22 protein-coding genes are annotated in these 22,665 nt (G+C 66.6%); 10 read left to right on the top strand and 12 right to left on the bottom strand.

Annotation, left to right across the window (positions count from 1 at the left end; genetic code table 11):
• Positions 1 to 18: 18 nt before the first annotated feature.
• From AU188_RS03465 to AU188_RS03455, 3 genes are all read right to left on the bottom strand, one after another.
• The gene (locus AU188_RS03465) at positions 19 to 891 is read right to left on the bottom strand and encodes a universal stress protein (protein ID WP_059162465.1); all 873 of its coding nucleotides are present in this window, start codon (positions 889 to 891) and stop codon (positions 19 to 21) included.
• A gap of 139 nt (positions 892 to 1,030) precedes the next feature.
• Positions 1,031 to 2,155: an acyl-CoA dehydrogenase family protein gene (locus tag AU188_RS03460; protein ID WP_059162335.1), complete on the bottom strand. Its 1,125-nt coding sequence runs from the start codon at positions 2,153 to 2,155 to the stop codon at positions 1,031 to 1,033.
• Positions 2,156 to 2,167: 12 nt separating this feature from the next.
• Positions 2,168 to 3,400, bottom strand: coding sequence for an acyl-CoA dehydrogenase family protein (locus AU188_RS03455; RefSeq protein WP_059162334.1), 1,233 nt, complete (start codon positions 3,398 to 3,400; stop codon positions 2,168 to 2,170).
• A 181-nt stretch (positions 3,401 to 3,581) separates the two neighbouring features.
• Here AU188_RS03455 and purU point away from each other — a divergent pair, with 181 nt between their 5' ends.
• Together purU and AU188_RS03445 are read left to right on the top strand one after the other, a co-directional pair.
• Positions 3,582 to 4,478 carry a formyltetrahydrofolate deformylase gene (gene purU, locus AU188_RS03450; protein ID WP_082686466.1) on the top strand — a complete coding sequence of 299 codons (897 nt, stop codon included), beginning with the start codon at positions 3,582 to 3,584 and terminating at the stop codon, positions 4,476 to 4,478.
• Between the two features lie 20 nt (positions 4,479 to 4,498).
• Entirely contained in the window at positions 4,499 to 4,951 is a 453-nt protein-coding gene (locus tag AU188_RS03445) for a MaoC family dehydratase (RefSeq protein ID WP_059162332.1), read from the top strand.
• A 113-nt stretch (positions 4,952 to 5,064) separates the two neighbouring features.
• Here the strand turns inward: AU188_RS03445 and AU188_RS03440 are convergent, their stop codons facing one another.
• Positions 5,065 to 5,889, bottom strand: a complete 825-nt coding sequence (locus tag AU188_RS03440; RefSeq protein ID WP_059162331.1) for a mycofactocin-coupled SDR family oxidoreductase — start codon at positions 5,887 to 5,889, stop codon at positions 5,065 to 5,067.
• Positions 5,886 to 7,058 (bottom strand): acyl-CoA dehydrogenase family protein, encoded by a 1,173-nt coding sequence (locus AU188_RS03435; RefSeq protein ID WP_059162330.1) that lies wholly within the window; start codon positions 7,056 to 7,058, stop codon positions 5,886 to 5,888. The genes AU188_RS03440 and AU188_RS03435 overlap by 4 nt, the downstream gene beginning before the upstream one ends.
• Before the next feature lie 185 nt (positions 7,059 to 7,243).
• On the opposite strand from AU188_RS03435, the gene fabG reads away from it, so the two are divergent.
• From fabG to AU188_RS03415, 4 genes are read left to right on the top strand one after another with little or no spacing between them, the layout of a single operon-like run.
• A complete protein-coding gene (gene fabG / locus AU188_RS03430) occupies positions 7,244 to 7,993 on the top strand; it encodes a 3-oxoacyl-ACP reductase FabG (protein WP_059162329.1) in 750 nt (249 codons plus the stop codon).
• Positions 7,993 to 9,207, top strand: coding sequence for an acetyl-CoA C-acetyltransferase (locus tag AU188_RS03425; RefSeq protein ID WP_059162328.1), 1,215 nt, complete (start codon positions 7,993 to 7,995; stop codon positions 9,205 to 9,207). The genes fabG and AU188_RS03425 overlap by 1 nt, the downstream gene beginning before the upstream one ends.
• Positions 9,204 to 10,397, top strand: a complete 1,194-nt coding sequence (locus AU188_RS03420) for an acyl-CoA dehydrogenase family protein (RefSeq protein WP_059162327.1) — start codon at positions 9,204 to 9,206, stop codon at positions 10,395 to 10,397. The genes AU188_RS03425 and AU188_RS03420 overlap by 4 nt, the downstream gene beginning before the upstream one ends.
• Positions 10,398 to 10,399: 2 nt before the next feature.
• Positions 10,400 to 11,068: a GntR family transcriptional regulator gene (locus AU188_RS03415; protein ID WP_059162464.1), complete on the top strand. Its 669-nt coding sequence runs from the start codon at positions 10,400 to 10,402 to the stop codon at positions 11,066 to 11,068.
• Positions 11,069 to 11,186: 118 nt separating this feature from the next.
• Here AU188_RS03415 and AU188_RS03410 read toward each other — a convergent pair whose 3' ends face one another.
• The 6 genes from AU188_RS03410 to AU188_RS03385 are packed head-to-tail and all read right to left on the bottom strand — an operon-like array spanning position 11,187 to position 18,029.
• The gene (locus AU188_RS03410) at positions 11,187 to 12,674 is read right to left on the bottom strand and encodes a class I adenylate-forming enzyme family protein (RefSeq protein WP_059162326.1); all 1,488 of its coding nucleotides are present in this window, start codon (positions 12,672 to 12,674) and stop codon (positions 11,187 to 11,189) included.
• On the bottom strand, positions 12,667 to 14,175 hold the full coding sequence (locus AU188_RS03405) for a class I adenylate-forming enzyme family protein (protein WP_059162325.1): 1,509 nt from the start codon (positions 14,173 to 14,175) through the stop codon (positions 12,667 to 12,669). The genes AU188_RS03410 and AU188_RS03405 overlap by 8 nt, the downstream gene beginning before the upstream one ends.
• Positions 14,168 to 15,607 (bottom strand): class I adenylate-forming enzyme family protein, encoded by a 1,440-nt coding sequence (locus AU188_RS03400; RefSeq protein WP_059162324.1) that lies wholly within the window; start codon positions 15,605 to 15,607, stop codon positions 14,168 to 14,170. Before AU188_RS03400 ends, AU188_RS03405 begins: the two co-directional genes overlap by 8 nt.
• The gene (locus AU188_RS03395) at positions 15,607 to 16,401 is read right to left on the bottom strand and encodes an enoyl-CoA hydratase/isomerase family protein (protein ID WP_059162463.1); all 795 of its coding nucleotides are present in this window, start codon (positions 16,399 to 16,401) and stop codon (positions 15,607 to 15,609) included. The genes AU188_RS03400 and AU188_RS03395 overlap by 1 nt, the downstream gene beginning before the upstream one ends.
• The gene (locus AU188_RS03390; protein WP_059162323.1) at positions 16,398 to 17,207 is read right to left on the bottom strand and encodes an enoyl-CoA hydratase/isomerase family protein; all 810 of its coding nucleotides are present in this window, start codon (positions 17,205 to 17,207) and stop codon (positions 16,398 to 16,400) included. The genes AU188_RS03395 and AU188_RS03390 overlap by 4 nt, the downstream gene beginning before the upstream one ends.
• A gap of 15 nt (positions 17,208 to 17,222) precedes the next feature.
• The gene (locus tag AU188_RS03385) at positions 17,223 to 18,029 is read right to left on the bottom strand and encodes an enoyl-CoA hydratase/isomerase family protein (protein ID WP_059162322.1); all 807 of its coding nucleotides are present in this window, start codon (positions 18,027 to 18,029) and stop codon (positions 17,223 to 17,225) included.
• A 95-nt stretch (positions 18,030 to 18,124) separates the two neighbouring features.
• Here AU188_RS03385 and AU188_RS03380 point away from each other — a divergent pair, with 95 nt between their 5' ends.
• The 4 genes from AU188_RS03380 (at position 18,125) to AU188_RS03365 (ending at position 21,692) form a co-directional block, all read left to right on the top strand.
• Positions 18,125 to 18,775: a hotdog family protein gene (locus tag AU188_RS03380; protein ID WP_059162321.1), complete on the top strand. Its 651-nt coding sequence runs from the start codon at positions 18,125 to 18,127 to the stop codon at positions 18,773 to 18,775.
• Entirely contained in the window at positions 18,772 to 19,566 is a 795-nt protein-coding gene (locus tag AU188_RS03375; protein ID WP_059162320.1) for a FadR/GntR family transcriptional regulator, read from the top strand. The genes AU188_RS03380 and AU188_RS03375 overlap by 4 nt, the downstream gene beginning before the upstream one ends.
• Before the next feature lie 9 nt (positions 19,567 to 19,575).
• Positions 19,576 to 20,451: an enoyl-CoA hydratase/isomerase family protein gene (locus AU188_RS03370; protein ID WP_059162319.1), complete on the top strand. Its 876-nt coding sequence runs from the start codon at positions 19,576 to 19,578 to the stop codon at positions 20,449 to 20,451.
• Positions 20,452 to 20,516: 65 nt separating this feature from the next.
• Positions 20,517 to 21,692, top strand: a complete 1,176-nt coding sequence (locus AU188_RS03365; RefSeq protein WP_059162462.1) for a thiolase family protein — start codon at positions 20,517 to 20,519, stop codon at positions 21,690 to 21,692.
• Positions 21,693 to 21,778: 86 nt separating this feature from the next.
• Here the strand turns inward: AU188_RS03365 and AU188_RS03360 are convergent, their stop codons facing one another.
• Positions 21,779 to 22,534, bottom strand: a complete 756-nt coding sequence (locus AU188_RS03360) for a TetR/AcrR family transcriptional regulator (RefSeq protein ID WP_502687582.1) — start codon at positions 22,532 to 22,534, stop codon at positions 21,779 to 21,781.
• Positions 22,535 to 22,665: the final 131 nt, after the last annotated feature.

Genomic DNA, 22,665 nt, shown 5'->3' with positions numbered 1-22,665 from the left:
AGGCCGTGAACCAGAGCGTCACCGCGGCCGGACCACGATCACCGGCGCGTTGGCGGACTGCGCCACCTTGGCTGCGACGGAGCCGAGCACGAGGCTCGCGAATCCGCCGCGGCCGCGGCTGCCGATGACGACGAGTTGCGCCTGCTCCGACGACTCGACGAGCCGGCGCGCGGGGTCATCGCTGACAATCCGTCGCTGTACCTGCACATCCGGATACCGTTCCTGCCAACCCGCAAGGCGTTCGGCGAGGATGCGGTGGCCTTCGCCCTCGTAGCGATCCCAGTCGCTTCCGATGGTGGGGAAGCCGGCATCGCTCCAAGCGTGCAGGGCGACGAGCCCGACACCGCGCCTTGATGCCTCGTCGAAGGCCAGCGCAGTGGCTTCCTCCGAGGCCGGCGATCCGTCGACCCCGAGCAACACGGGAGACGTGGCGTCGCCGGTCCGGGCGGTTGAGTCACCGAGGATCGCCACCGGGCCATGTCCGTGATGCAAGAGACCACTGCTGACCGATCCGAGCAAGGCCCGACCGATGGCGCCGAGGCCCCGGCTGCCCGACACGGTCATGTATGCGTCGCGCGAGGCGTCGACAAGTGCCGGTGGCGCCGCGGCATGCACCACCTGCGTTTCGATAAACGGCGCATTGTCACCGGCAGCCGCTTGCACGACCTTCTGCGCCTGGTCGAGAACGTCGCGGCCGTTCGCTTCCATCGAATCGACGTAACTCGCTTCCAGATACGCCACGGGCCACGTCACCACGACCGGGGCGATCGCATGTAACAGCCTGATCGGCTGGTCGCGCATCAGGGCTTCGTGGGTGGCCCATCGGATCGCGGCTTCCGAGTCGGGCGAGCCGTCGACACCAACGAGAATTCCGGTCGGACCGTCAGTCATGGTGGCCTCCTTCGCGACCCGGCGGTACTGATTCGACGTTACGTCGCGAACCACCCAGCCAACAGGGACTTTGGTCCCCGTCTCGCGGCGCATGGCTGAACGCGTAGCGCGCGCCTAGCCGGATCAATCCCCGCGAGGCCTATGAGCGGGTCAGTTGCGCGTAACGCGTGACGTGATAGTCGGTGGTGCCGAACTCGTACTGAAGCGCGGTGAGCCGTTTGAAGTAGTGGCCGATCGCGAGTTCCTCGGTCATGCCCATCCCGCCGTGCAGCTGAACGGACTGCTGCCCGATGAACCGTGCCGCCCGGCCGACGGTGGCCTTGGCCGCCGACACCGCACGTGCCCGCATATCGGGCTCGGCCTCGAGGTTGAGCACGGCCAGGTAAGTGGCCGACACAGCCTGCTCGAGCTCCATGAACATGTCGACCATGCGATGCTGCAGTGCCTGGAAGCGGCCGATCGGCTGGCCGAACTGCTGACGTTGCTTGGCGTATTCGACGGTGTCGGCCAACACTTTCCGCATACATCCGACCGCTTCTGAGCACACCGCGGCAGCGCCCTCGTCACGTGCCTGCTCCAGCGACGGCCACGCCTGTCCTTCCGCGCCGAGCAGCGCGTTGCCCGGAAGCCGCAGGCCGTCGAAGGTGAGGTCGGACGCCCGGCGATCGTCGATCGTCCGGTAATGGTGAGCCTCGAGCGCATTCCCTGCCGATTCGAGATCCACTGCGAACAGCGAGATTCCGTTGGCGGTGCGCGCGGTGATCAACAGGTGGGTGGCCAGGGGCGCACTGGCGGCGACGATCTTCGAGCCCCGCAGCACCCACTCGTCGCCGTCCCGTTCCGCGCTGGTTGCCACCTCTGACCAGTTGTGCCCGGAGGCCTCCTCGGTCGCCGCGAGCGCAACGATGGCCGTTCCGTCGACGATCCGCTTCAGCAGCGTCGAGGCCGGCTCACCGCCGGTGCGATGCAGCAGACCGCCGGCCACCACCGCCGTGTCGACGTACGGCTCGACCACCAACGCATGCCCGAGGGCTTCGGCGATGACCATCACCTCGACCGGGCCGCCCCCGATTCCGCCGACGTCCTCGGGCAACGCCGCGCCGAGGATGCCGAGCTCGTTGGCGAAGCCGGCCCAGATCTCGGGCTGCCAACCGGCACCCGACTTGGCCGCCGCGCGGCTGCTCTCGAGGTCGTATCGGCTCGCGAGGAACTTGCTCAAGCCGTCGCGCAGCAGTTCCTGTTCCTTGCTCAGGTTGAAGTCCACCTCATGCCCCCATCACAGTCCGAGAGCGGACTTGGCCAGAATGTTGCGCTGAATCTCGTTGCTGCCGGCGTAGATCGAGCCGGCCCGATCGTTGAAGTAACGCAACGGCGCGACGGCCTGCCAGGGCTCGCCGCTCAGATAACCGTCCGACGGCGGCTCGAACTCGGCGATCGGCCCGCCGGGGCAGGTGGCATGTGGCTGGTATACCCGGCCGCGAGGGCCCGCGGCCTCCATGGCGAGCTCGGTGATCGCCTGGCTCAACTCGGTCGCCAGCACCTTGAGCATCGACGAGGCCGCGCCTGGATTCTTGCCCTGCGCGACCGCCGCGAGCACGCGGTACTCGAGGATTTCGAGCACCTCGGTGCGTATCCGCGCATCGGCCAGCTTGCGGGTGAAGGCCGGGTCGTCGATCAGTCGGCCGCCGGCCGGGCCGGGCTCGCCGGCCGCCACGGTGGCGATCTCGTCGGCCATCACCTGCAGTGCCGGTGAGGACGCACCGCCGCCACGCTCGAATTCCAAAAGGTACTTGGCGACGGTCCACCCGTCGTCGATCTCGCCGAGTACGTTGGCCTTGGGCACCCGCACCGCGTCGAAGAAGACCTGGTTCTGCACTTCCTCGCCGGACGTCATCACCAGGGGGCGGATCTCGATGCCCGGGGTGGCCATGTCGATGAGCACGAACGTGATGCCCTGCTGCTTCTTCTGCGTTCTCGACGTCCGCACCAGCGCGAACATCCAGTTCGCTTCGCGGGCGTGCGTCGTCCAGATCTTGCTGCCGGTGCAGACCAGGTCGTCGCCGTCGTCGACCGCCGCCATCGACAGCGCCGCCAGATCGGAGCCCGCCTCCGGTTCGGAATAGCCCTGGCAGAAGAACACCTCACCGGTGAGGATGCGGGGCAGAAAGAAGTCCTTCTGGGCGTCCGTCCCGAACTTGATCAGGGCGTGGGCCACCATCCGGATGCCCATCGGCGACAGCGACGGCGCGCCCGCGAGCGTGGACTCCCGGCTGAAGATGTAGTGCTGGGTCAGGCTCCAGTCGCAGCCGCCGTACTCGACCGGCCAGGCCGGTGCGGCCCATCCGCGTTCGTGCAGGATCTGTTGCCACTGCATGCTCGCGTCGTGGTCGGCGTACACGCTGGTCATGAGGCGACCGGCGCGGCGCAGCTCCGGGGTCAACTTCTCGTCGAGGAAGCTGCGCACCTCGTCACGAAACGCCGTATCGGCCGCCGACCATTTGAGGTCCATCGTCGTCCCCTGTCTGTCTGACGCTCTACACAGTAAACCTAGTTGAATAAGTCGGCCGATGTGGGGGTGGATCAAGTGAATGGCGGTTCTGCTGAGCGTCCGGCTTCGCACGGGGATGCCGCGGTGGTGCCGACGTGGTGTTTCGCCACGCGCGCTGTCCTCAGATGACACCCTGTTACGGGTGGCGGGAGAGTATCCGAGTCCGGGGGCGGGCGCGGTATCGGTCAAGGATGTGGGGCGGCTGCTGCTGCGCTGCGCGGACCGACCCGGACTCGTCGCGGCAGTGAGCGCGTTCCTCGCCGGGGCTGGGGCCAACATCGTGTCCCTCGACCAACACGCGACCGAGCAATCGGGCGGAACCTTCATGCAGCGCACCATCTTTCACCTGCCCGGGCTGACCGCCGTCCGCGACGATCTCGAACGTGACTTCACCGCGCAGGTGGCCGAACCGTTCGGGATGGACTTTCGGCTCACGGAGGCGGCCAAACCGAAACGGGTGGCGATCATGGCCTCGAAAGAGGACCACTGCCTGTTGGACCTGCTGTGGCGCAACCGCCGCGGCGAACTCGATATGTCGGTGGCGATGGTGATCGCGAACCATCCGGACCTCGCCGAGCAGGTCCGGCCGTTCTCGGTGCCGTTCATTCATGTGCCCGCGACCAAGCACATCCGCGAGGAGGCCGAGAGCCGCCAACTCGACCTGTTGCGCGGCAATGTCGATCTCGTGGTGCTGGCGCGTTACATGCAGATCCTCACCCCGCGGTTCATCGCAGAAGTCGGGTGCCCGCTGATCAACATCCACCACTCCTTCCTGCCGGCCTTCATCGGCGCGGCGCCGTATCGGCGGGCCAAGGAGCGCGGGGTGAAGCTCGTCGGCGCGACGGCGCACTATGTGACCGAGGATCTCGACGAGGGACCGATCATCGAACAGGACGTGGTGCGGGTGGACCATCGGCACGGCGTCGACGATCTGGTGCGCCTGGGCTCGGATGTGGAACGCGTCGTGCTGTCCCGAGCGGTGCTGTGGCACTGTGAGGACCGGATCATCCGATACGGCAACCAGACGGTGGTCTTCTAGCCCGGTACGAAGGAGAACCAGTGAAGAATTTCAGCGACCTCGACGAGTTCATCGCGGCCGAGGGCACCCAGCTCGGCCCGACGGAGTGGCTGGAAGTCACCCAGGATCGCGTCAACCTGTTCGCCGATGCGACCGAGGACCACCAGTGGATCCACGTCGACCCGGAGAAGGCGGCGAACGGTCCGTTCGGCGGGACGATCGCACACGGCCTGCTGACGTTGTCACTGCTGCCGCACTTCTCGCACCAGCTGTACACCGTCGGCAACGTCGCGATGGCGATCAACTACGGCTACAACAAGGTTCGCTTCATCACGCCGGTGAAGGTCGGGGCCAAGATCCGCGCCAGGGCGGAGCTGACGAAGATCGACCAGCTCGACGGCGCGGTGCAGTCGACCATGACCACCACGGTGGAGATCGACGGGTCGGAGAAGCCCGCCGCCGTCGCGGAGTCGATCGTCCGCTTCATCCGCTGATCCCATTTCCCGCGAGTTTCCCGCGAGTTTCCCGCGAGTCTCCCGCGAGCAGACGTGAAGTGCCTCTTCCTGCCGGGGTGACGGGGCACTTTGCGTCTTTTCGGCAGCAGTGGTCAGTACTGCGTCATGCCCTGATCGATCGAGATCGCCGCAGCCGTCACATTCTTCGACTCGTCGCTGGCCAGCCAGCAGACCGCGTCGGCGATGTCTTCCGGCTCGGCCGCCCAGGTGGGCAGAAACGGCGTGATCATCTGCGCCAGCTGCGGATAGGTCTCGATCGCGCGACCCAGCGATCCGATCATGTCGCCGCTGCCCATCAGTGTGTTGACCGCTCCCGGGTGGACGCTGTTGACGCGCACCGAGTATCGGCCCAGCTCGGCGGCGAACGCCCGCGCCATTCCGGTGACGGCATGCTTGCTGGCGGTGTAGTGCACCATGAACGGCTGCATCTTGATGCCGGCCGCCGAACTGATCAGGATGATCGAGCCGCCCCTGCCCCCGTCGATGATCTTCTGCGCCCCGGCCATCACGGTGTTCCACGTGCCGGTCACGTTGATGTCCATGACATCTCGAAAGTCTTCCGGTGAAATGGCATCCCAGGTTTGCGGCGCTGACACCCCGGCATTGGCGACGATGACGTCGAGCCGCCCGAACCTTGCCACGCCGTCGTCGACCGCGTCGCGCAGACCGTCGACGTCGCGGACGTCGACCACCGAGGTCAGGATTTGGCGCCCGGTGGCCTCGACCAGTCGGGCGGTCTCGGCGAGGTCCTCCGGCGTCGCTGGGTCGTAAGGCACGCAGGCGGGTAGCTTCCCGGCGATGTCGACCGCGATGACGTCGGCGCCCTCACTGGCCATCCGCACGGCGTGCGCCCGCCCCTGGCCCCGCGCCGCACCGGTGATGAAAGCCACTCTGCCGGCGAGCCTTTGAGCGGTCATGTGTTCTCCCGCTGCGCGGACTTGACGAGGTTCGACCCGATGATCAGCCGTTGGATCTCGCTGGTGCCCTCGTAGAGCCGCAGCAGCCGGACGTCGCGATATATGCGCTCGACGGGAACCTCGCGCATGTAGCCGCTGCCACCGTGGATCTGGACGGCGAGATCGGCTACCTCGCCGACCATTTCGGTGCAGAACAGCTTCGCCGCCGACGGGGCCAATCGGCGGTCCTCGCCGGTGACCCACTTGCGGGCGGTGTCGCGGACAAGTGCGCGGCCGGCGAGTACGCCGGTCTGCTGGTCGGCGAGCATCGCCTGCACCAGTTGGAAGTCGCCGATCGGGATGCCGCCCTGCGTCGCGGTGGCGGCGTAGGCCACTGACTCGTCGAGTGCACGCTGTGCGGCCCCGACGGCCAGTGCGGCGATGTGCACCCGCCCGCGCGCCAACGAGATCATCGCGGCGCGGTAGCCGATGTCCTCGCTGCCACCGACGAGGGCCTCGACCGGCACGCGCACGTCGTCGAAGCTGACGTCGGCCGTCCACGCGCCTTCCTGACCCATCTTCGCGTCCTTGACGCCGACGTGGACGCCCGCGCTGTCGGCGGGTACCAGGAACACCGCGATACCGGCGCCGTCCGCATCGGCCGGGCGCGTACGCGCGAACACGACGAACAGGTCGGCCATCGGCGCGTTGGTGATGAACCGCTTCTGCCCGGTGATCACCCAATCAGCTTCGTGCTGAACGGCTTTGGTGCGCAGACCGGCCGGGTTGGAGCCGGCGCCGGGTTCGGTCAGCGCGAACGACGCGACGACATCGCCGGTCGCCATCGGCTCGAGCCAGCGCGCTTTCTGTTCATCGGTGCCGAACCCGACGAGGACCTGGCCGGCAATGCCGTTGTTGGTGCCGAACATCGACCGCAGGGCCAGTGACGTGTAACCGAGTTCCATCGCCAGTTCGACGTCCTGTGACAGGTTCAGCCCCAGGCCACCCCACTCCTGGGGGATCGCGTAGCCGAACAGTCCCATCTTCTTGACCTGCTCGCGCAGGTCGTCGGGCACCCGGTCGCTGGTCAGGATCTCCTGTTCCCGCGGGATCACCGCGGTCCGGATGAAATGACGAGTCTGCGCCAGGATCTCCTGGAAGTCCTCGTCGCTGACCTCGGGCGTCGTCATTCGACCCTTTCCTCCTCTTTTCTGGCGCGAGCAGACGGAGAGTGTCCTCTTTGTGGCGACGGAAGGGACATTTTGCGTCTGTTCGCACGGCGTGGTGGACCCTGGTTCCGCGCGATCATATAAGCAATATGATATTCGACCGATGGCGCCCTCATGGGCTCCGAGCGACGAGAAGGGTGAGCTAGGTGTCGTTGTTGACGGGACAGACGGCCGTCGTCACCGGGGGTGCGCAGGGCCTCGGCTATGCGATCGCGGAGCGGTTCATCGCCGAGGGCGCCCGCGTGGTGCTGGGCGATCTCGACTTGGGTGCGACGGAGGAGGCGGCCAAGCGGCTCGGCGGTCCCTCCAAAGATGCGGTGGCGTTGGCGGTGCGCAGTGATGTGACCAAGGCCGACGACGTCTCGGCACTCGTCGCCGCGGCGGTGGAGCGGTTCGGTGGTCTCGACATCATGGTGAACAACGCCGGAATCACCCGCGACGCGACACTTCGCAAGATGACCGAGGAGCAGTTCGATCAGGTCATCGCCGTGCACTTGAAGGGCACATGGAATGGGTTGAAGGCGGCCGCGGCGATCATGCGCGAGAACAAGCGTGGCGCGATCGTCAACATGTCGTCGATATCGGGCAAGGTCGGTCTCGTCGGGCAGACCAACTACTCGGCGGCCAAGGCGGGCATCGTCGGCATGACGAAAGCGGCCGCCAAGGAACTGGCCCATCTCGGCGTACGGGTCAATGCCATCCAGCCCGGCCTGATCCGGTCGGCGATGACAGAGGCCATGCCGCAACACATCTGGGATCAGAAGCTCGCGGAGGTGCCGATGGGCCGCGCTGGCGAGCCGGACGAGGTGGCGAAGGTCGCGCTGTTTCTGGCCAGCGACTTGTCGTCGTACATGACCGGCACCGTTCTCGAGGTCACCGGCGGGAGGCACATCTGATGCGCGACGCGGTCATCTGCGAGCCGGTCCGCACCCCGATCGGCCGCTACGGCGGCATGTTCAAATCGCTGACCGTTGTCGAACTCGGCGTCACCGCGCTGAAGGGTCTGCTCGACCGGACCGGAATCGACCCTGCCGCAGTCGAAGACGTCATTCTCGGACATTGCTACCCGAGCAGCGAGGCGCCCGCGATCGGGCGGGTGGTGGCCCTGGACGCGGGCCTGCCGGTGACTGTTCCCGGCATGCAGGTCGACCGGCGGTGCGGCTCGGGGCTGCAGGCCGTCATCCAGGCCTGCTTGCAGGTTGCGGTCGGCGACAACGACGTTGTGGTCGCCGGTGGCGCGGAGAGTATGAGCAATGTGACGTTCTACTCGACCGACATCCGCTGGGGCCCGGCACGCGGCGGCGTCATGCTGCACGACTCGCTGGCACGCGGGCGCACCACCGCCGGCGGCCGGCACTATCCGGTGCCCGGCGGCATGCTCGAGACCGCGGAGAACCTGCGCCGTCAGTACGACATCTCGCGACAGGAGCAGGACGAACTCGCGGTGACGTCTCATCAGCGCGCGGTGGCCGCCCAGAAGGACGGCATCCTGGCGGAGGAAATCGTGCCGGTCGCCGTGCGCACCCGTCAGGGGGAGGAGCTGATCGACACCGACGAGCACCCGCGTCCGGACACCTCGGCCGAGTCGCTGGCGAAGCTGAAACCCGTTCTGGGCCGTGATGATCCGGAGGCGACGGTCACCGCAGGCAATGCGAGCGGCCAAAACGACGCCGCGTCGATGTGCGTGGTGACCACCCCGGAGAAAGCCGACCAACTGGGGCTTGTCCCGCTGGTCCGCCTGGTGTCGTGGGCGTCGGCCGGGGTGGCCCCGAACGTGATGGGCATCGGACCGGTGCCCGCCACGGAGGTGGCGCTGACCAAGGCCGGGCTGAGGCTCGCTGACATGGACCTGATCGAGTTGAACGAGGCGTTCGCCGCACAGGCGCTCGCTGTGATGCGGGAGTGGAACTTCGGCGCGGCCGACCGGGACCGCACCAACGTCCACGGCTCGGGCATCTCGCTCGGGCACCCGGTCGGCGCGACGGGCGGGCGAATGCTGGCGACGCTGGCGCGCGAGTTGACCAGGCGCGGGGCCCGCTACGGGTTGGAAACCATGTGCACCGGTGGGGGTCAGGGATTGGCCGCGGTGTTCGAAAGGGTTGGCGCATGACGAAACTCGCTCAGACCGTGGGGCTCACCGAAATGCAGACCGAGATCCTCGCTACGGTGCGCCAGTTCGTCGAGAAGGAGATCATCCCGAACGCGCCGGAGTTCGAGAAGACCGACACCTATCCGCAGGCGATCGTCGATAAGATGCGAGAGATGGGTCTGTTCGGCTTGATGATTCCCGAGGAGTACGGCGGGCTCGGCGAATCGCTACTGACCTATGCGCTCTGTGTGGAGGAGCTTGCCCGCGGCTGGATGAGCATCTCCGGGGTGCTCAACACGCATTTCATCGTTGCCTACATGCTGCGCCAGCACGGCACCGACGCACAGAAGCAGCGCTACCTGCCGCGGATGGCGACCGGGGAGACCCGTGGGGCGTTCTCGATGTCGGAACCCGAGCTGGGTTCCGATGTCGCCGCGATTCGCACGCGGGCGATCCGCAACGCCGACGGCACCTACCGCATCGACGGGCAGAAGATGTGGCTGACCAACGGCGGCACGTCGACGTTGATCGCGGTGCTGGTGCGCACCGACGAGGGCGCCGACAAACCACATCGAAACCTGACCGCTTTCCTCGTCGAAAAGCCGGTCGGTTACGGGGAAGTCGTTCCCGGGTTGACGATCCCCGGAAAGCTCGACAAGCTCGGCTACAAGGGCATCGACACCACCGAGTTGCTCTTCGACGGCTATGTGGCCCGAGGCGACGACGTTCTCGGTGAGGCGCCCGGCCAGGGGTTCTTCCAGATGATGGACGGTATCGAAGTGGGCCGGGTCAACGTGTCGGCGCGGGCTTGCGGCGTGGGTATCCGCGCCTTCGAGCTCGCCGTGCGCTACGCTCAGCAACGGCAGACATTCGGCAAGCCGATCGCCGAGCATCAGGCCATCGCGTTCCAATTGGCGGAGATGGCAACCAAAGTCGAAGCAGCCCATCTGATGATGGTCAATGCCGCGCGGCTGAAGGACTCCGGTGAACGCAACGACGTCGCGGCCGGAATGGCGAAGTACCTGGCGAGCGAGTTCTGCACGGAGGTCACCCAGCAGAGCTTTCGCATCCACGGTGGCTACGGCTACTCCAAGGAATACGAGATCGAGCGGTTGATGCGCGATGCGCCGTTCCTGTTGATCGGCGAGGGCACCAGCGAGATTCAGAAGAACATCATCAGCAAGCGGCTGCTCGCGGACTACCAGGTGTGACGGTGTCAGCCCCCGATTTCGCGTTTCGGCCCCACCTGGCCGAGGATGTCGCGCGGTTCGTGCGTAAGCGCATCTTCGACGGCACCTATGCTGCCGGTGAATACGTCCGACTCGATCAGCTGGCGGCGGAACTTGGCATCAGCGTCACGCCGGTGCGCGAGGCGCTGTTCGAGCTGAAGGCCGAAGGTCTGCTCGCGCAGCAGCCGCGCCGCGGGTTCGTCGTGCTGCCGGTGACGGGTCGCGATCTCACCGACGTGTCGAATGTGCAGGCGCACATCGGAGGTGAACTCGCCGCGCGGGCCGCGATCAATATCACCGACGAGCAGTTGCGCGAGCTCGAGCGGATTCAGTCAGACCTGGAACGGGCCTATGCCGCCGGCGACGACGAGCAGGCCGTGCGGCTCAACCACGAGTTCCACCGCGCGATCAACGTCGCCGCCGATTCACCGAAGCTCGCGCAGCTGATGTCCCAGATCACCCGGTACGCACCCGAATCGGTGTTTCCGGTGATAACCGGTTGGCCGGAGAAGTCGAACGAGCATCACCGGCGTCTGCTGGCCGCGCTGAAGCAACACGATGAAAACCTGGCTCGCTCCGAGATGTCGGAACACCTGGCCGCCGGCGCGCAGCCGTTGATCGAGCACCTCACCGAGCGCGGCGTGGTCACCTAGTTTCGCGTGTCACTCAACCCGCCGAGCTGAGCCCACACCGCAGGTTGGGGAACGCAAACTGACCCAAATGCGCCGAGCAGACGCAAATTGGCCCCAAACGCACCGTTTTCAGGGCATTTCACGACTGCTCGGCAAGTAACGTCCGCAGCGCGCGGACGTCGACCTTGCCCGTCGCCTTGCGTGGGACGTCGTCGTCGGAGTTGGTGACATGCCACACCGTCGGGACCTTGAAGGCGCTCAACCGCTTTCGGGCCTCTGCCCGCAACTCGTCGACGGGACGCCCGGAGATCACAACGGCACCGACGGCGCCGCCGACGTCGGTGACGAACGCCTGCTGCACGCCGTCGACGGTGCGCAGCGCCTGTTCGACCTCGCTGGGGTACACGGTGGCGCCGCTGACCTTGAACATGTCGTCGCATCGGCCGTGATAGAACAGGAAGCCGTCGTCGTCCAGACGGCCGAGGTCGCCGGTGGGGTAGTAACCGTCGGGAGTGAAGACCTCTTCTCTGCTGCGTCGGCAGATTCCGCGCATGACGTGCGGGCCCCGGATCTGGATCATGCCGATTTTGCCGGCCGGGACCGGTTCACCGCTGTCGGGGTCGACGATCCGAACCTCCATGCCGTCGAACGGTTTCCCGCAACTGCCCCAAGCCGACCTGGGCATGTCGGTGTCGGCCGGATAGCCGCAGTACGGGCCGAAGGACTCGGTCATGCCGAACAGGTTTGCCCGTGCGCCCGGTTCACCACGCTGCTCGGGCGGTAGCAGCGCCGGCAGGCTACCGGGCCGCAGCGAGGACAGATCTGCTCCGACAGAGGCGGATTGGCGTGCCAGCGCCTCCGCCTGGTCGGGCCAGCCGCGAAACAGCGTGACGCGTTCGCGTTCGACGAGGCGCAGCGTGGTCTCCGGCCGTGGGATCTTCTCGGTGACCAGTGTGGCGCCCGCCAGCAACGCCGAGAGGATTCCGCTGCCGAATCCGCCGACCCAGAAGAACGGCATCGGCAGATACAGCCGGGTGTCGGCGTTAATGCACCGCGCCGTCAATCCCGACCGCACCGCGCCCAAAGCGTTTCCGTGCGAATGGATAACGCCCTTGGGCGGGCCGCTGCTGCCCGAGGTGAACATGATCGCCAGCGTGTCGCTGGCGGTGACGGCGGCGGCCATCTCGTCGACCGGTGCCGAGCCGCCTGACGGGAGCCGGTCAGCGGGCCAAACATCGTGCAGCGCAGGAAGTTCGCCCCGCTCGGCGGACAGGTCGTCGAGGTAGCGGTGGCCGCGGAACTCCTCGACGGTCACGAGGAACTGCACCGATGCCATACGAAGCTGCGCGACGAGTTCCGGGGCTTGCAGCAGCGTGCTCAGCGGCACCAGAACCGCACCGACGCGGGTCAGCGCGACCGCGATCCGCACCCATTCGGCACAGTTGGGCATGATCAAGCCGACCCGGTTGCCCTTGCCCACACCGGCGGCTACGAACGCGGCCGCCAATTGCCTGCTACTCGAATCCAATTCGGAGTAGGTGATGCGCGTCGAAGGATCGATCACCATCGGCTTTGCGCCGGCCCCGGCGGCGCGTAGACGCACCAACGCGTCGACGGTCTCACACATCGAACACCTCGATCAGCTTCGGCAGGTTTACCTTTCCGCTGGACAGAACGGGAATGCGGGAGGACGGCACGGCGGCGAACCGCCGGGGAATCTTGTACGCCGACAACTCGCTCCTCAGGCGCTCACGACAAGTTGTCTCGTCGAACGTTGCACCGTCTTCCAGTGCGATGACGGCGGCGACGAGCTGGCCGCGTTCCGCGTCGGGCAGACCGACCACGTGTGCGACGGTGCCCCCGGTGACCTTCGCGATCGCCCGCTCCACCTCCGCGGGCGCGACGTTGGCGCCCGCCGTCTTGATCATCGTGCCGCGCCGTCCGACGAAGTAGAAGAAGCCGTCGATGTCCGTGCGGACGAGGTCGCCGGTGTGAAACCACCCGTCGGCGTCGAAACACTCCTCGCGGCTGCGCTTGTAGTACCGCTGCATCATGAACGGTCCGCGGGCGCAGAGTTCGCCGACCTCGCCGACGCCGAGGGGTCGACCCGTGTCCGGATGGATGACCTTGACGTCGAATCCGGGCACCGGCCGGCCAAAGGACCCGCGGCGATGCTCGGGCTGGTCGGATTCGTCGGCGCTGGCCAGGATGACGCTACCGGCTTCTGTCATGCCGAGCATGGTGTGGCGCAACTCGGGGTCGGCGGGACGCACGTCGGGGGCCATGATCGGGTACAGGTTGCCACGCCGCATCGACGACAGGTCGCGGCTCGGCAGGCTCGGATGCCGGGCCAGGTGGGTGATACCGGCGACGAAGCCGTTGGTCATGGTCGGCTTCTCGGCCTCCAGCAGGTCGAGTGTCTCGCCCGCGTCGACGGCGTTGGAACACAACATCGTTGCACCGGCCAGCAACGTGGCGAGCACCGAGAACGCGAAACCGCCGATCCAGAAGAACGGAGAATTGCTGAACAGCTTCTCGTCGGCGGTCAATCCGCGGATCTCGTTGAGGACCACCTGGTGGACGAGCAGACCGGCGTGCGTATGCACCGCGCCCTTCGGCACGCTGGTCGATCCCGACGTGTACACGATCGCCAACACGTCAGAGGGTTCGACGTCGGCCTCGAGAGCGATCAGTAGTTCGACATCGGCCAACGCCGTCGGTTCCCAGTCGATGAGCACGTGGCGCAGCAGCGGAAGCCGTATACCGGCCAGCCGCCGACGGTAGTCGTGTGAGCGGTAAGACGAAGCGGCCAAGAGGATTTCGACGTCGGCGTGGCCGAGTTGCTGCTGCATTTCGGTCGCGGTCGCCAATGTCGAGACGGGGATCACCACGGCGCCGATACGCGCGGCGGCCAGCATCGCGACAAGGAACGCCGAGCCGTTCGGGTACAGCACGCCGATGTGTGTGCCCTTGCTTGCGCCGAGCGCGATCAGGCCGCGCGCCAGCCGGGCCGAGCGCCGTTCGGCGTCGGCGTAGCTCAATCGGTCCGCGTCACAGATCAGCAAGGGATGATCGCCGCGCGCACTCGTCTGGGCGCTCAGCGCCGCTCCGACGGTGTGCTCACGCATGGTCGACGGAATCGGCGAAGTGTCGGCGCACCTCGCTGAGGTCGGGCTTGCCCGACGGTGTACGCGGCATCTGCTCGACGATTGCAATACCCGTCGGAATTTCGTAGCGCGCCAGCCGTGTTCGCAGGAACTCCTCGAGCATCGTGGCATCGACCGGCTCGCGCAGTTCCACCATCGCCACCGGTGTTTCACCGAGACGATCATCGGGCCTGCCCACCACGGCGGCGCTGTGCACCGCGGGATGGCTCTCCAACGCGGCGCGCACGTCGTCAGGCATGATCTTGAAGCCGCCTCGGATGATCGCCTGGTCGGCACGCCCCAGAATCCACAGGAAGCCGTCGGAATCGATGCGCGCCATGTCCGTGGTGCGCATCCAGTTCGCGTCCGGCCCCAACTGCCCGGGTTTGACCTCCAGCAAACCTGGCTCATCCGGGCCGAGCGGATCTCCGCGTTCGTCGACGACCCGCAGTTGTGCGCCTTGGCTGGCCCGGCCGACGCTGCCCCGCTTGGCCTGCCAGTACCGCTGGTGATCCGGCAACGTCCAGCCGGCGACTCCGCCACCGAATTCGGTTGCGGCGTATGACGTCAGGACCGGTATGCCGTACTTCTCGGTGAACGCGTCGGCGTCCTCGGCGGACAGCGGCGCGGTTCCGGATGTGACCGCGCGGATGCTGGCGAGGTCGTCGCGGGTCAGATCCGAATGCAGCACGGTGCGTAGCGCCGCGGGCACCAGGGACACCGTCCGCGGCCGGTGCCGGCGCACCGCATCGGCCCAGCGGTCCAGTTCGAAGCGGTCGAGTAGCGCGAAGGGCCGGCCCTCACAGACACACTGGAGGACGCGGAACACGCCGCCGATGTGGACCAGCGGCGCATTGACTATCGCCACGCCGCGCCGCAGTTCGGTCGGCGGCGGCGAATCGCCGATCACGCTGTGCGCCAACATGCCATAGGTGAGGTCGACCCGCTTCGGTGGCCCGGTGGTGCCGCTGGTGAGCATCCGGACTGCGACGTCGGAGCGGCCCGGCGAGGATATGACGGCATCGGGCCTCTCGGTCGGTTCGGTGACTGAGGAGATCGCCACGGTGCCGGTGCCGGCGGGCACCAACCGGGCCAGGTCATCGCGTTCGCCGATCATCAGCGGCAGCTTCAACTCCTCGATGTCGGCCTTGATGCGGTCGTCACCGCGCGACGGGTTGACGACGACGACGGTTCCGCCGGCCAGTAGCACGCCGAGGAAGCTCGCGACGTGGGCAGGGCTGTTGCGCAACAGCATCCCGATCGGACCGCCGCGTACGCCGACCGTCTCGATCTGACCGGCAAGACTGCCCACTTGGCCCCAGCTGATCCACTCGCCGTCGTATTCGATCGCCGATGCCTGCGGACGGATGCCGATGACGTCGCGGATACGCGTGCTGAGCCGGTGTTCGCTCATCAGCGGATTCTCGGCGCGGGTCGAGGGGGCGCTGGTTGGGCGGCGAGTTCGGCTTGCCCCAACGGGTTTCCCAGCCTGGTGTAGATCAGATTCTGCTCCATCGCGGTGCGGTAGGGCTTGTCCAGCGACTCCCAGATCGCCTTCACCGTGCCCTGCGTCGCCGACGGCGGTTTGGCGGCGATGGCCGCGGCGATCTCGTGCGCGCGCGCCCACAACCGGTCGCCAGGCACCACTTCGGTCACCAACCCGATCTGCTGCGCGGTCCGCGCGCTCACGCGCTCGTCGTTGCCCATCAACGCGATCCGCAACGTCTCGGCCAGACCGACCCGGCGCATCAGCCCGATCGGCTCCAGCGCGCAGACCAGGCCGGCGCTGACGTGAGAGTCGAAGAAGGTGGCATCCTCCGAGCAGATCACCACGTCGGCCTCGTTGACGAAGTAGAACGCGCCGGCCGTGCACATGCCCTGCACCGCGCACACCACCGGCTTCCACATCTTCTGCCATTTGGGGCTGAGGTGCTCGCCGGGATCCTCGTGGTTCCAGACGTTGTCGGGCTGGCCGTACGGCGTCTTGATGTCGAGCCCTACGCTGAACGCCCGCTCCCCGGCAGCGCGAAGCACCACCGCGTTGACGGATTCGTCGGCCTTGACCAGGGCCCACGCCCGCGACATCTCTTCGCACATCGTTCGATTGAACGCGTTGAGTGAATCCGGCCGGTTCAGCGTGATGGTCGCGACCCGGTCGGTGGCGTCGACATCGAGCAGAAGCGTTGCGAACGTCGTCGGCTTCGTCATCGGCACCGCCAGTTCGGGGGACGTTTCTCCATGAAGGCTTTCGGTCCCTCGAGTGCGTCCTCGGTGCGCACGACGCGCTCGCGGAACGTCTCGGCGAGGATCTCGGCCTCGTGCAGCGGCAGGTCCAGTGTCTTGTGGATGGTCAAGCGGGTGCCACGAACGGCCAGCGGAGCATTCGAGTTCACGATGTCGGCGATCTCGTGTGCGCGATCGAGCAGCCGCTCGTGCTCCACCACTTCGCTGATCATGCCCAGCTCGTAGGCCCGCTGCGCGCTCATCCGTTCGTGTTTGCCCATCAGCGCCATTCTCAGCGCGATGTTGCGGGGCAGCACACGGGCCAGCCGGACCATCTCGCGGGCGGCCACCAGCCCGATGCTCACGTGTGGGTCGAAGAACGTCGCCCGGTCCGAGGCGATCGCGATGTCTCCGGTGGTGATCCAGTCCAGCCCTGCGCCGCAACACAATCCGTTGACCGCGGTGATGACCGGCTTGGCCATCCGCCGGAACGGCGGCGTGCCCTCCTGCGGCGCCTCCCACTGGTCGTAAGTCGACAGATACGGACGTTCGTAGATCACCCGGCCGTCCTCGGGGATCTCGCCGACGTCGGCGCCCGTGCAGAACGCCCTGCCGGTGCCCGTCACGATGACGATCCAGATGTCGTCGTCGTTCTCGGCGTCCTCGTAGGCGGCGCGCAGCTCCGTGATCATGTGGGGACTCAGCGCGTTGAGCGCGTCGGGGCGGTTCAGCGTGATCGTGGCCTTGTGCCCGTCGACCTCATAGGTGATGTCAGCGAAATTGGTGGACAATTGCGATTCCTATCGTCAGCGCCCTCGGAATTCCGGCGGGCGCTTGTCACGGAACGCCGCCAGGCCTTCTTTGAAATCCGCGGTGCGGCAGGACAACTCCACGCCGTACAGCTCCTGGTTCATGGCCTGCGGCAGTGTCGCGTGCTGGCCGTACTGTATTGCCTGCTTGGCCAGCCCGATGGCCACGGTCGGGCCGGACGCCAGCCGGTCGAGGAGTTCGTCGCTCGCGGCATCCACTTCCGGTTCGGCGACCGCGCGGTGGATCAGCCCCCACTCGAATGCCTCGGTGCCGTCGATCTTCTCGCCGAGCAACAGCATCCGTCGTGCCCGCGCCAATCCGGCGAGCCGCGGCAGTAGCCAGGTCGAACCCGAGTCGGGACTGAAGCCGCGGCCGATGAACGGCTCCCAGAACACCGCATCGTCCGCCGCGACGGCGAAGTCGGCCGCCAGAGCGAGGTTGCAGCCGAGGCCAACCGCCCAGCCGCGCACCGTGCACACCACCGGCAACTGGATGGTGTGCACAAGCTCGACCACCCGGTTCGCGGAGTGAGGGATGCGTCGGGTGAGATCGCCGCTGCGTGGGCGTCGGCCAGCGGAATTGGCGCCCAACAGGTCCGCACCGGAGCAGAAGTCCGATCCGCCGCCGCGAATGTGCACCGCGCGCAGGGAGTCGTCGCTGGTTGCCGAGGTCAAGATGGTCACGAGCTCGTCGATCATGGTGTGGCTCAGCGAATTACGCCGAGCCGGCCGATCGAGCGTGATGCGCAGGATCGCGCCGTCGCGCGATGTCGCCACCGCCCCGTCGTCGGCCGTACCGGTCACCGTGGAATCCGCCCATCTCAAGCTATATGGTTAGACATACAGTAATGCTATCTTGTACAAGTTAGCAAGGACAGCTCCCGCGATGGAAGGTAGGGATGGCGCACACGACGCCCAGCTTCGGTGAGCAGCCGCTGGCCCAGACCGTCGCCGCGGCGGGCGCGATCCGTCGGCTCAGCGGCCTACTGCTGTCGATGGAGCACAACCACCCGACCGTCGATGCCATGCTCGGGCAAATCGGCGAGTGGGAGCGCGAACTGGCCACCGCGGCACCGGCGGATCTCACACCACGGATCGGGCCCGCGGCCACCGACGCCCAGCGCATCTACCTCGATCACGCATTCGACATCGGCGCGTACAACCCGGCCTTTCCCGAGTACACCTTTGACGAACTCGGCGATCATACGGCGAAGGGGCGGGTTACCTTCCCTGTGCTGTTCGAAGGTCCGCCCGGGTTGGTCAACGGCGGGTTCCTGGCGGTGTTCTTCGACTGCGTGACACAGCATCAGAGTTGCGCGACGGGGCGAACCGGCAAGACCCGCTCGCTGACCGTCACATTCCGCAAGCCGACGCCGATCCTCGTCGAGCTCAGCTTCGACGTGACCCGCGTGGAGACCGACGGCCGGGTGACCTCGACCGCCCGCTTGCTCCGCGGCGACGACGTGCTGTGCATCGGGGAGTTCCACACCGCGGCGTCCCCGCCTGACCGGCTTTCGGTGTTCGAGTTCGGGAAACGCCGCGACAGATGACCAGGTCGCCGCGGATACGTCCACCGAGGGTGGCAGAGATCGTCGCCGCGAGGCTGCGCGACGACATCCTTTCGGGGCACCTCAAAGAGGGCGACGTGTTGCCGTCTCAGGACGGCCTGCTCGCCGAATTCGGGGTCAGCCCACCGGCGTTGCGCGAGGCCATCCACCTTCTCGAGGTGGACGGGCTGATCTCGGTGCGGCGAGGCAACATGGGCGGCGCGGTGGTGCATCTGCCGTCGGCCGACCGAACCGCGCACATGATCAGCATGGTGCTGCAGGCCCGGTCGGCGACACCGGCCGACGTCAGCGGTGCGCTACTGCATCTGGAGCCGATCTGTGCGGGCATGTGCGCCGCCCGGAAAGACCGCATGACCGAGGTGGTGCCGTACCTGGAAACGGAAATAGGCAGGCAGACAACCGAGTTCGACGATCCTGCACAGTTTGTCGCGAACGCTCGGCGCTTTCACGAGGCGATCGTCGCTCGATGCGGCAACGAGCCGATGATCCTGCTGATCGGCTCGCTGGAGTTGATCTGGTCGGCACACGAATCGTCGGTGTGGGGCGACGAGACGGGCACCGCCGGCCCCAACGGCCCGGCGGGGGAGATCAACCAGAAGACCATGCGGGCGGCGCTGCGAGACCACCAGCGGCTGCTCGACGCAATCCGCGACGGCAACGAAGCCCGGGCGGTGCGGTTGGCCACCGATCATCTGGCCGCTGCGCGGCGCAACACGCTCGCCGTCGGGGCGGACAAAACCATTGAGGCCAAGCTCATTTCCAGCGTTCAGTGAGGACACCCGATGACCACTACCGCCGATGACCGCGTCCTGTTCGACGTCGACCGCGAAAAGCGGATCGCGACGATCACTTTCAACAATCCGGCGCAGCGCAACTCCTATGACGCGGCGATGCGGGATGCCGTCGGCCGGCACCTCGACCACGTCGCCGACGACGACGACATCACGGTGGTGTTGTTGCGCGGCGCCGACGGTGTGTTCAGTACCGGAGCCGACATGAACAACGCCTACGGCTGGTATGGCGACAAGGACTCGGTACAAGCCAAGCGGCGCCCCAGCCAACGCCGACGGCTGACGGTCGACCGCAAGTCGTTCGGCTTCTACCACAACTTCATGGGCTTCCCGAAGGTCACGGTCGGAGAGATCAGCGGGTACGCGCTGGGCGGCGGCTTCGAAATGGCCTTGATGACCGACATCTCCGTGATCGCCCGCACGACCAAGATCGGGATGCCGGCGACCCGCTTCCTCGGCCCCGCGCTCGGCAGCCTGCACATGTTCTTCCACCGGTTGGGTCCGGTGCTCGCGCGGCGACTGCTGCTCACCGGCGACATCATCGAGGCCGGCGCGGTCGAGCAGCTCGGCGTCTTCACCGATACCTGCGATCCCGACAAGGTCTCGGCAAGGGCGCGGTACTGGGCCGAGAAGGCGGCCAAGATGCCGGCCGACGGCGTCGTGATCGCCAAGGAGGCGTTCCGCCTCGTCGAGCAGAGCCAGGCCTACCAGGGTGAGGAAGTGGCGAGCTATCTGTTCCATGCCTACGGGACGAACCTGCAGTTCGCCGACGGCGAGTTCAACTTCGTCAAGACCCGGGCGCAGCACGGCACCAAGGAAGCGTTCCGGCTGCGTGACGAGCATTTCCACGTGCCCGACCCCGAATGACGGGGTCCGCTACACTATCTGCTAGTTTTGTAACGTCGCTTACGTCGAACCCCGAGGTGGAGAACATGCGCACACCCGTCATCGTCGGTGCCGCCAGGACGGCGATCGGCCGGTCCTTCAAGGGCACGTTGGTCAACACTCCACCCGAAACGCTGATCACCACCGTGCTGCCCGAGGTGATCAGGCGGTCGGGGATCGACCCAAAGGCCATCGACGACCTCATCTTCGCCGAATCCCATTATGGCGGCGGCGATCTCGCCCGCTATGCGGCCGACGCCATCGGCCTGCAGGACGTGCCCGGGCAGTCGGTGAACCGGCACTGCGCGGGCAGCCTCACCGCGATCGGCAACGCGTCGGCGCAGATCGGCTCGGGTATGGAGCGTGCGCTGATCGCCGGTGGCGTTCAGTCGCTGTCCATGACGCCGCTGGTCAACTGGCGCATCCCCGGGCCGGAGTTGAAGTTCGAAGAGAAGTGGATGCCGCCGACGCACGTCGAGACGCCCGACGCCCCGTGCAAGGACATGTCGATCACCGTCGGCTGGAACACCGCCCAGGCGGTCGGCATCACCCGCGAAGAGATGGACGCGTGGGCGGCGCGGTCGCATCAACGCGCCATCGCCGCGATCGACGCCGGCAAGTTCGTCGACGAGATCGTGCCGCTGAAGGTGCAGCAATTGGACGGCTCGGTGGTCGAGTTCAGCGTCGACGAGCATCCGCGCCGCGACACCACCGTCGAGAAGTTGGCCGGCCTCAAGCCGCTGCATCCGGAGATCGAGGGTTTCTCGATCACCGCGGGCAACAGCAGCGGCACCAACGACGCCGCGGCCGCGGTGGCGCTGGTGGACAGTGAGTACGCCGACGCCGAGAACTTGTCCAAGATGGCAACCGTGCGGGCCTGGGCCGCGGCGGGCGTGCCACCGCGCGATTGCGGGCTCGGTGCGGTGAGGGCCATCGGCAAGGTGCTCGATCGTGCGGGGCTCAAGCCCTCCGATGTCGCGCTGTGGGAGATCAACGAAGCGTTCGCCTCGGTGCCGATCGCGGCCTGCCGAGAGTTCGGCATCGACGAGGAGTTGGTGAACTTCTCCGGAAGTGGTTGCAGCCTCGGCCATCCCATCGCCGCATCCGGAGCGCGGATGGTCACCACGCTGGTCTACGAGTTGCAGCGGCGCGGCGGTGGCATCGGCGTCGCCGGGATGTGCGCCGGCGGCGGCCAGGGCGGCGCGGTCGTCATCGAGGTCTAGCCGACCACCGCTCGATTGTGCATCTGGCGACGTTTTTCGCCGGGAAACGTCGTCAGATTCACAAACGAAGGCTAATCACCGGCCAACTACCGCTTATGGGCTGTCGGCTTCTTCGCGGGCTTGCTCTTGGCCTCGTCGATCAACCGGCCCGCGTGATCGAGAATGCACTCGAGGCCGAACTCGAAGTTCTTGTCGTCGGCCGCACCGATGTGGTGGCCCTTCTCGGTGACCAAGGCCAGCAGCGGGGTGCTCTCCGCGTCGATGGTCATCGTCTCCTCAATGTCGCTCGGACCTTCGGCGGCCTCGCGGTTCTTCTCGCGAAGGCGGTGCAGCACCACCGATCCGCGAACGTGCACCGACACCGCGGAGTAGGTGTCGAACGCGTCCTCGGCCGACAGGCCCGCCTCCACCAGGCCGGCGATCGCCTTCTCGACCTCCTGCACGCCGACCTTGGCCGTCCGCGGGCTCAGCGCTGACCGGATGAGGATCAGGTCGCACAGAATCGGGTTGCCCATGAACGTCTTTCGCATCGTGCGCGCGTGGTTGCGCAACGTCTCGCGCCAGTCCTTGGCCTCCACATACGGTGTCGCGAAGACGTACTGGCGCAGCGCGCGGTCGGTCATCGCGTTGAGCAGGTCGTCCTTCTTGCGGAAGTACCAGTAGATGCTCGTCACGCCGACGCCGAGGTGCTTGCCGAGCAGTGGCATGGACAAGTTGTCGATGCCCACCTGTTCGGCGAGTTCGAAGGCGCCGTTGATGATGTCGTCGGGATTGATGGATCCGCGCTCACGTCGCTGACGCTTCTCGGCGGTCGGTTGCCTTGCCACGTAGGGCACCTCCATCGAATCAGCTGTGCGTTGCGCCCCGCGAACGGGGTTGGTGGACCTGAATGTACCGTCAGCGGCTTCCGACGGTGATTTCACCGTTCTACTGTAAGTCCTATAGTAAGGTTCTCTACCGAATCGGGTAGCGA

The sequence above is a fragment of the Mycobacterium sp. IS-3022 genome (genome assembly GCF_001500065.1).
Taxonomy (GTDB): Bacteria; Actinomycetota; Actinomycetes; order Mycobacteriales; family Mycobacteriaceae; genus Mycobacterium.
Note: the sequence above shows the minus strand (reverse complement) of the source record. Positions and strands in the feature narration are given on the sequence as shown.

What these genes read in the sequence shown, in the direction of transcription:
- AU188_RS03465 (WP_059162465.1), bottom strand. Translation starts at nt 891, where the DNA reads ATGACTGACGGTCCGACCGGAATTCTCGTTGGTGTCGACGGCTCGCCC.
- AU188_RS03455 (WP_059162334.1), bottom strand. Translation starts at nt 3,400, where the DNA reads ATGGACCTCAAATGGTCGGCGGCCGATACGGCGTTTCGTGACGAGGTG.
- AU188_RS03440 (WP_059162331.1), bottom strand. Translation starts at nt 5,889, where the DNA reads ATGACCGCTCAAAGGCTCGCCGGCAGAGTGGCTTTCATCACCGGTGCG.
- AU188_RS03435 (WP_059162330.1), bottom strand. Translation starts at nt 7,058, where the DNA reads ATGACGACGCCCGAGGTCAGCGACGAGGACTTCCAGGAGATCCTGGCG.
- AU188_RS03425 (WP_059162328.1), top strand. Translation starts at nt 7,993, where the DNA reads ATGCGCGACGCGGTCATCTGCGAGCCGGTCCGCACCCCGATCGGCCGC.
- AU188_RS03420 (WP_059162327.1), top strand. Translation starts at nt 9,204, where the DNA reads ATGACGAAACTCGCTCAGACCGTGGGGCTCACCGAAATGCAGACCGAG.
- AU188_RS03410 (WP_059162326.1), bottom strand. Translation starts at nt 12,674, where the DNA reads ATGTGTGAGACCGTCGACGCGTTGGTGCGTCTACGCGCCGCCGGGGCC.
- AU188_RS03405 (WP_059162325.1), bottom strand. Translation starts at nt 14,175, where the DNA reads ATGCGTGAGCACACCGTCGGAGCGGCGCTGAGCGCCCAGACGAGTGCG.
- AU188_RS03400 (WP_059162324.1), bottom strand. Translation starts at nt 15,607, where the DNA reads ATGAGCGAACACCGGCTCAGCACGCGTATCCGCGACGTCATCGGCATC.
- AU188_RS03395 (WP_059162463.1), bottom strand. Translation starts at nt 16,401, where the DNA reads ATGACGAAGCCGACGACGTTCGCAACGCTTCTGCTCGATGTCGACGCC.
- AU188_RS03380 (WP_059162321.1), top strand. Translation starts at nt 18,125, where the DNA reads ATGGCGCACACGACGCCCAGCTTCGGTGAGCAGCCGCTGGCCCAGACC.
- AU188_RS03375 (WP_059162320.1), top strand. Translation starts at nt 18,772, where the DNA reads ATGACCAGGTCGCCGCGGATACGTCCACCGAGGGTGGCAGAGATCGTC.
- AU188_RS03370 (WP_059162319.1), top strand. Translation starts at nt 19,576, where the DNA reads ATGACCACTACCGCCGATGACCGCGTCCTGTTCGACGTCGACCGCGAA.
- AU188_RS03365 (WP_059162462.1), top strand. Translation starts at nt 20,517, where the DNA reads ATGCGCACACCCGTCATCGTCGGTGCCGCCAGGACGGCGATCGGCCGG.
- AU188_RS03360 (WP_502687582.1), bottom strand. Translation starts at nt 22,534, where the DNA reads ATGGAGGTGCCCTACGTGGCAAGGCAACCGACCGCCGAGAAGCGTCAG.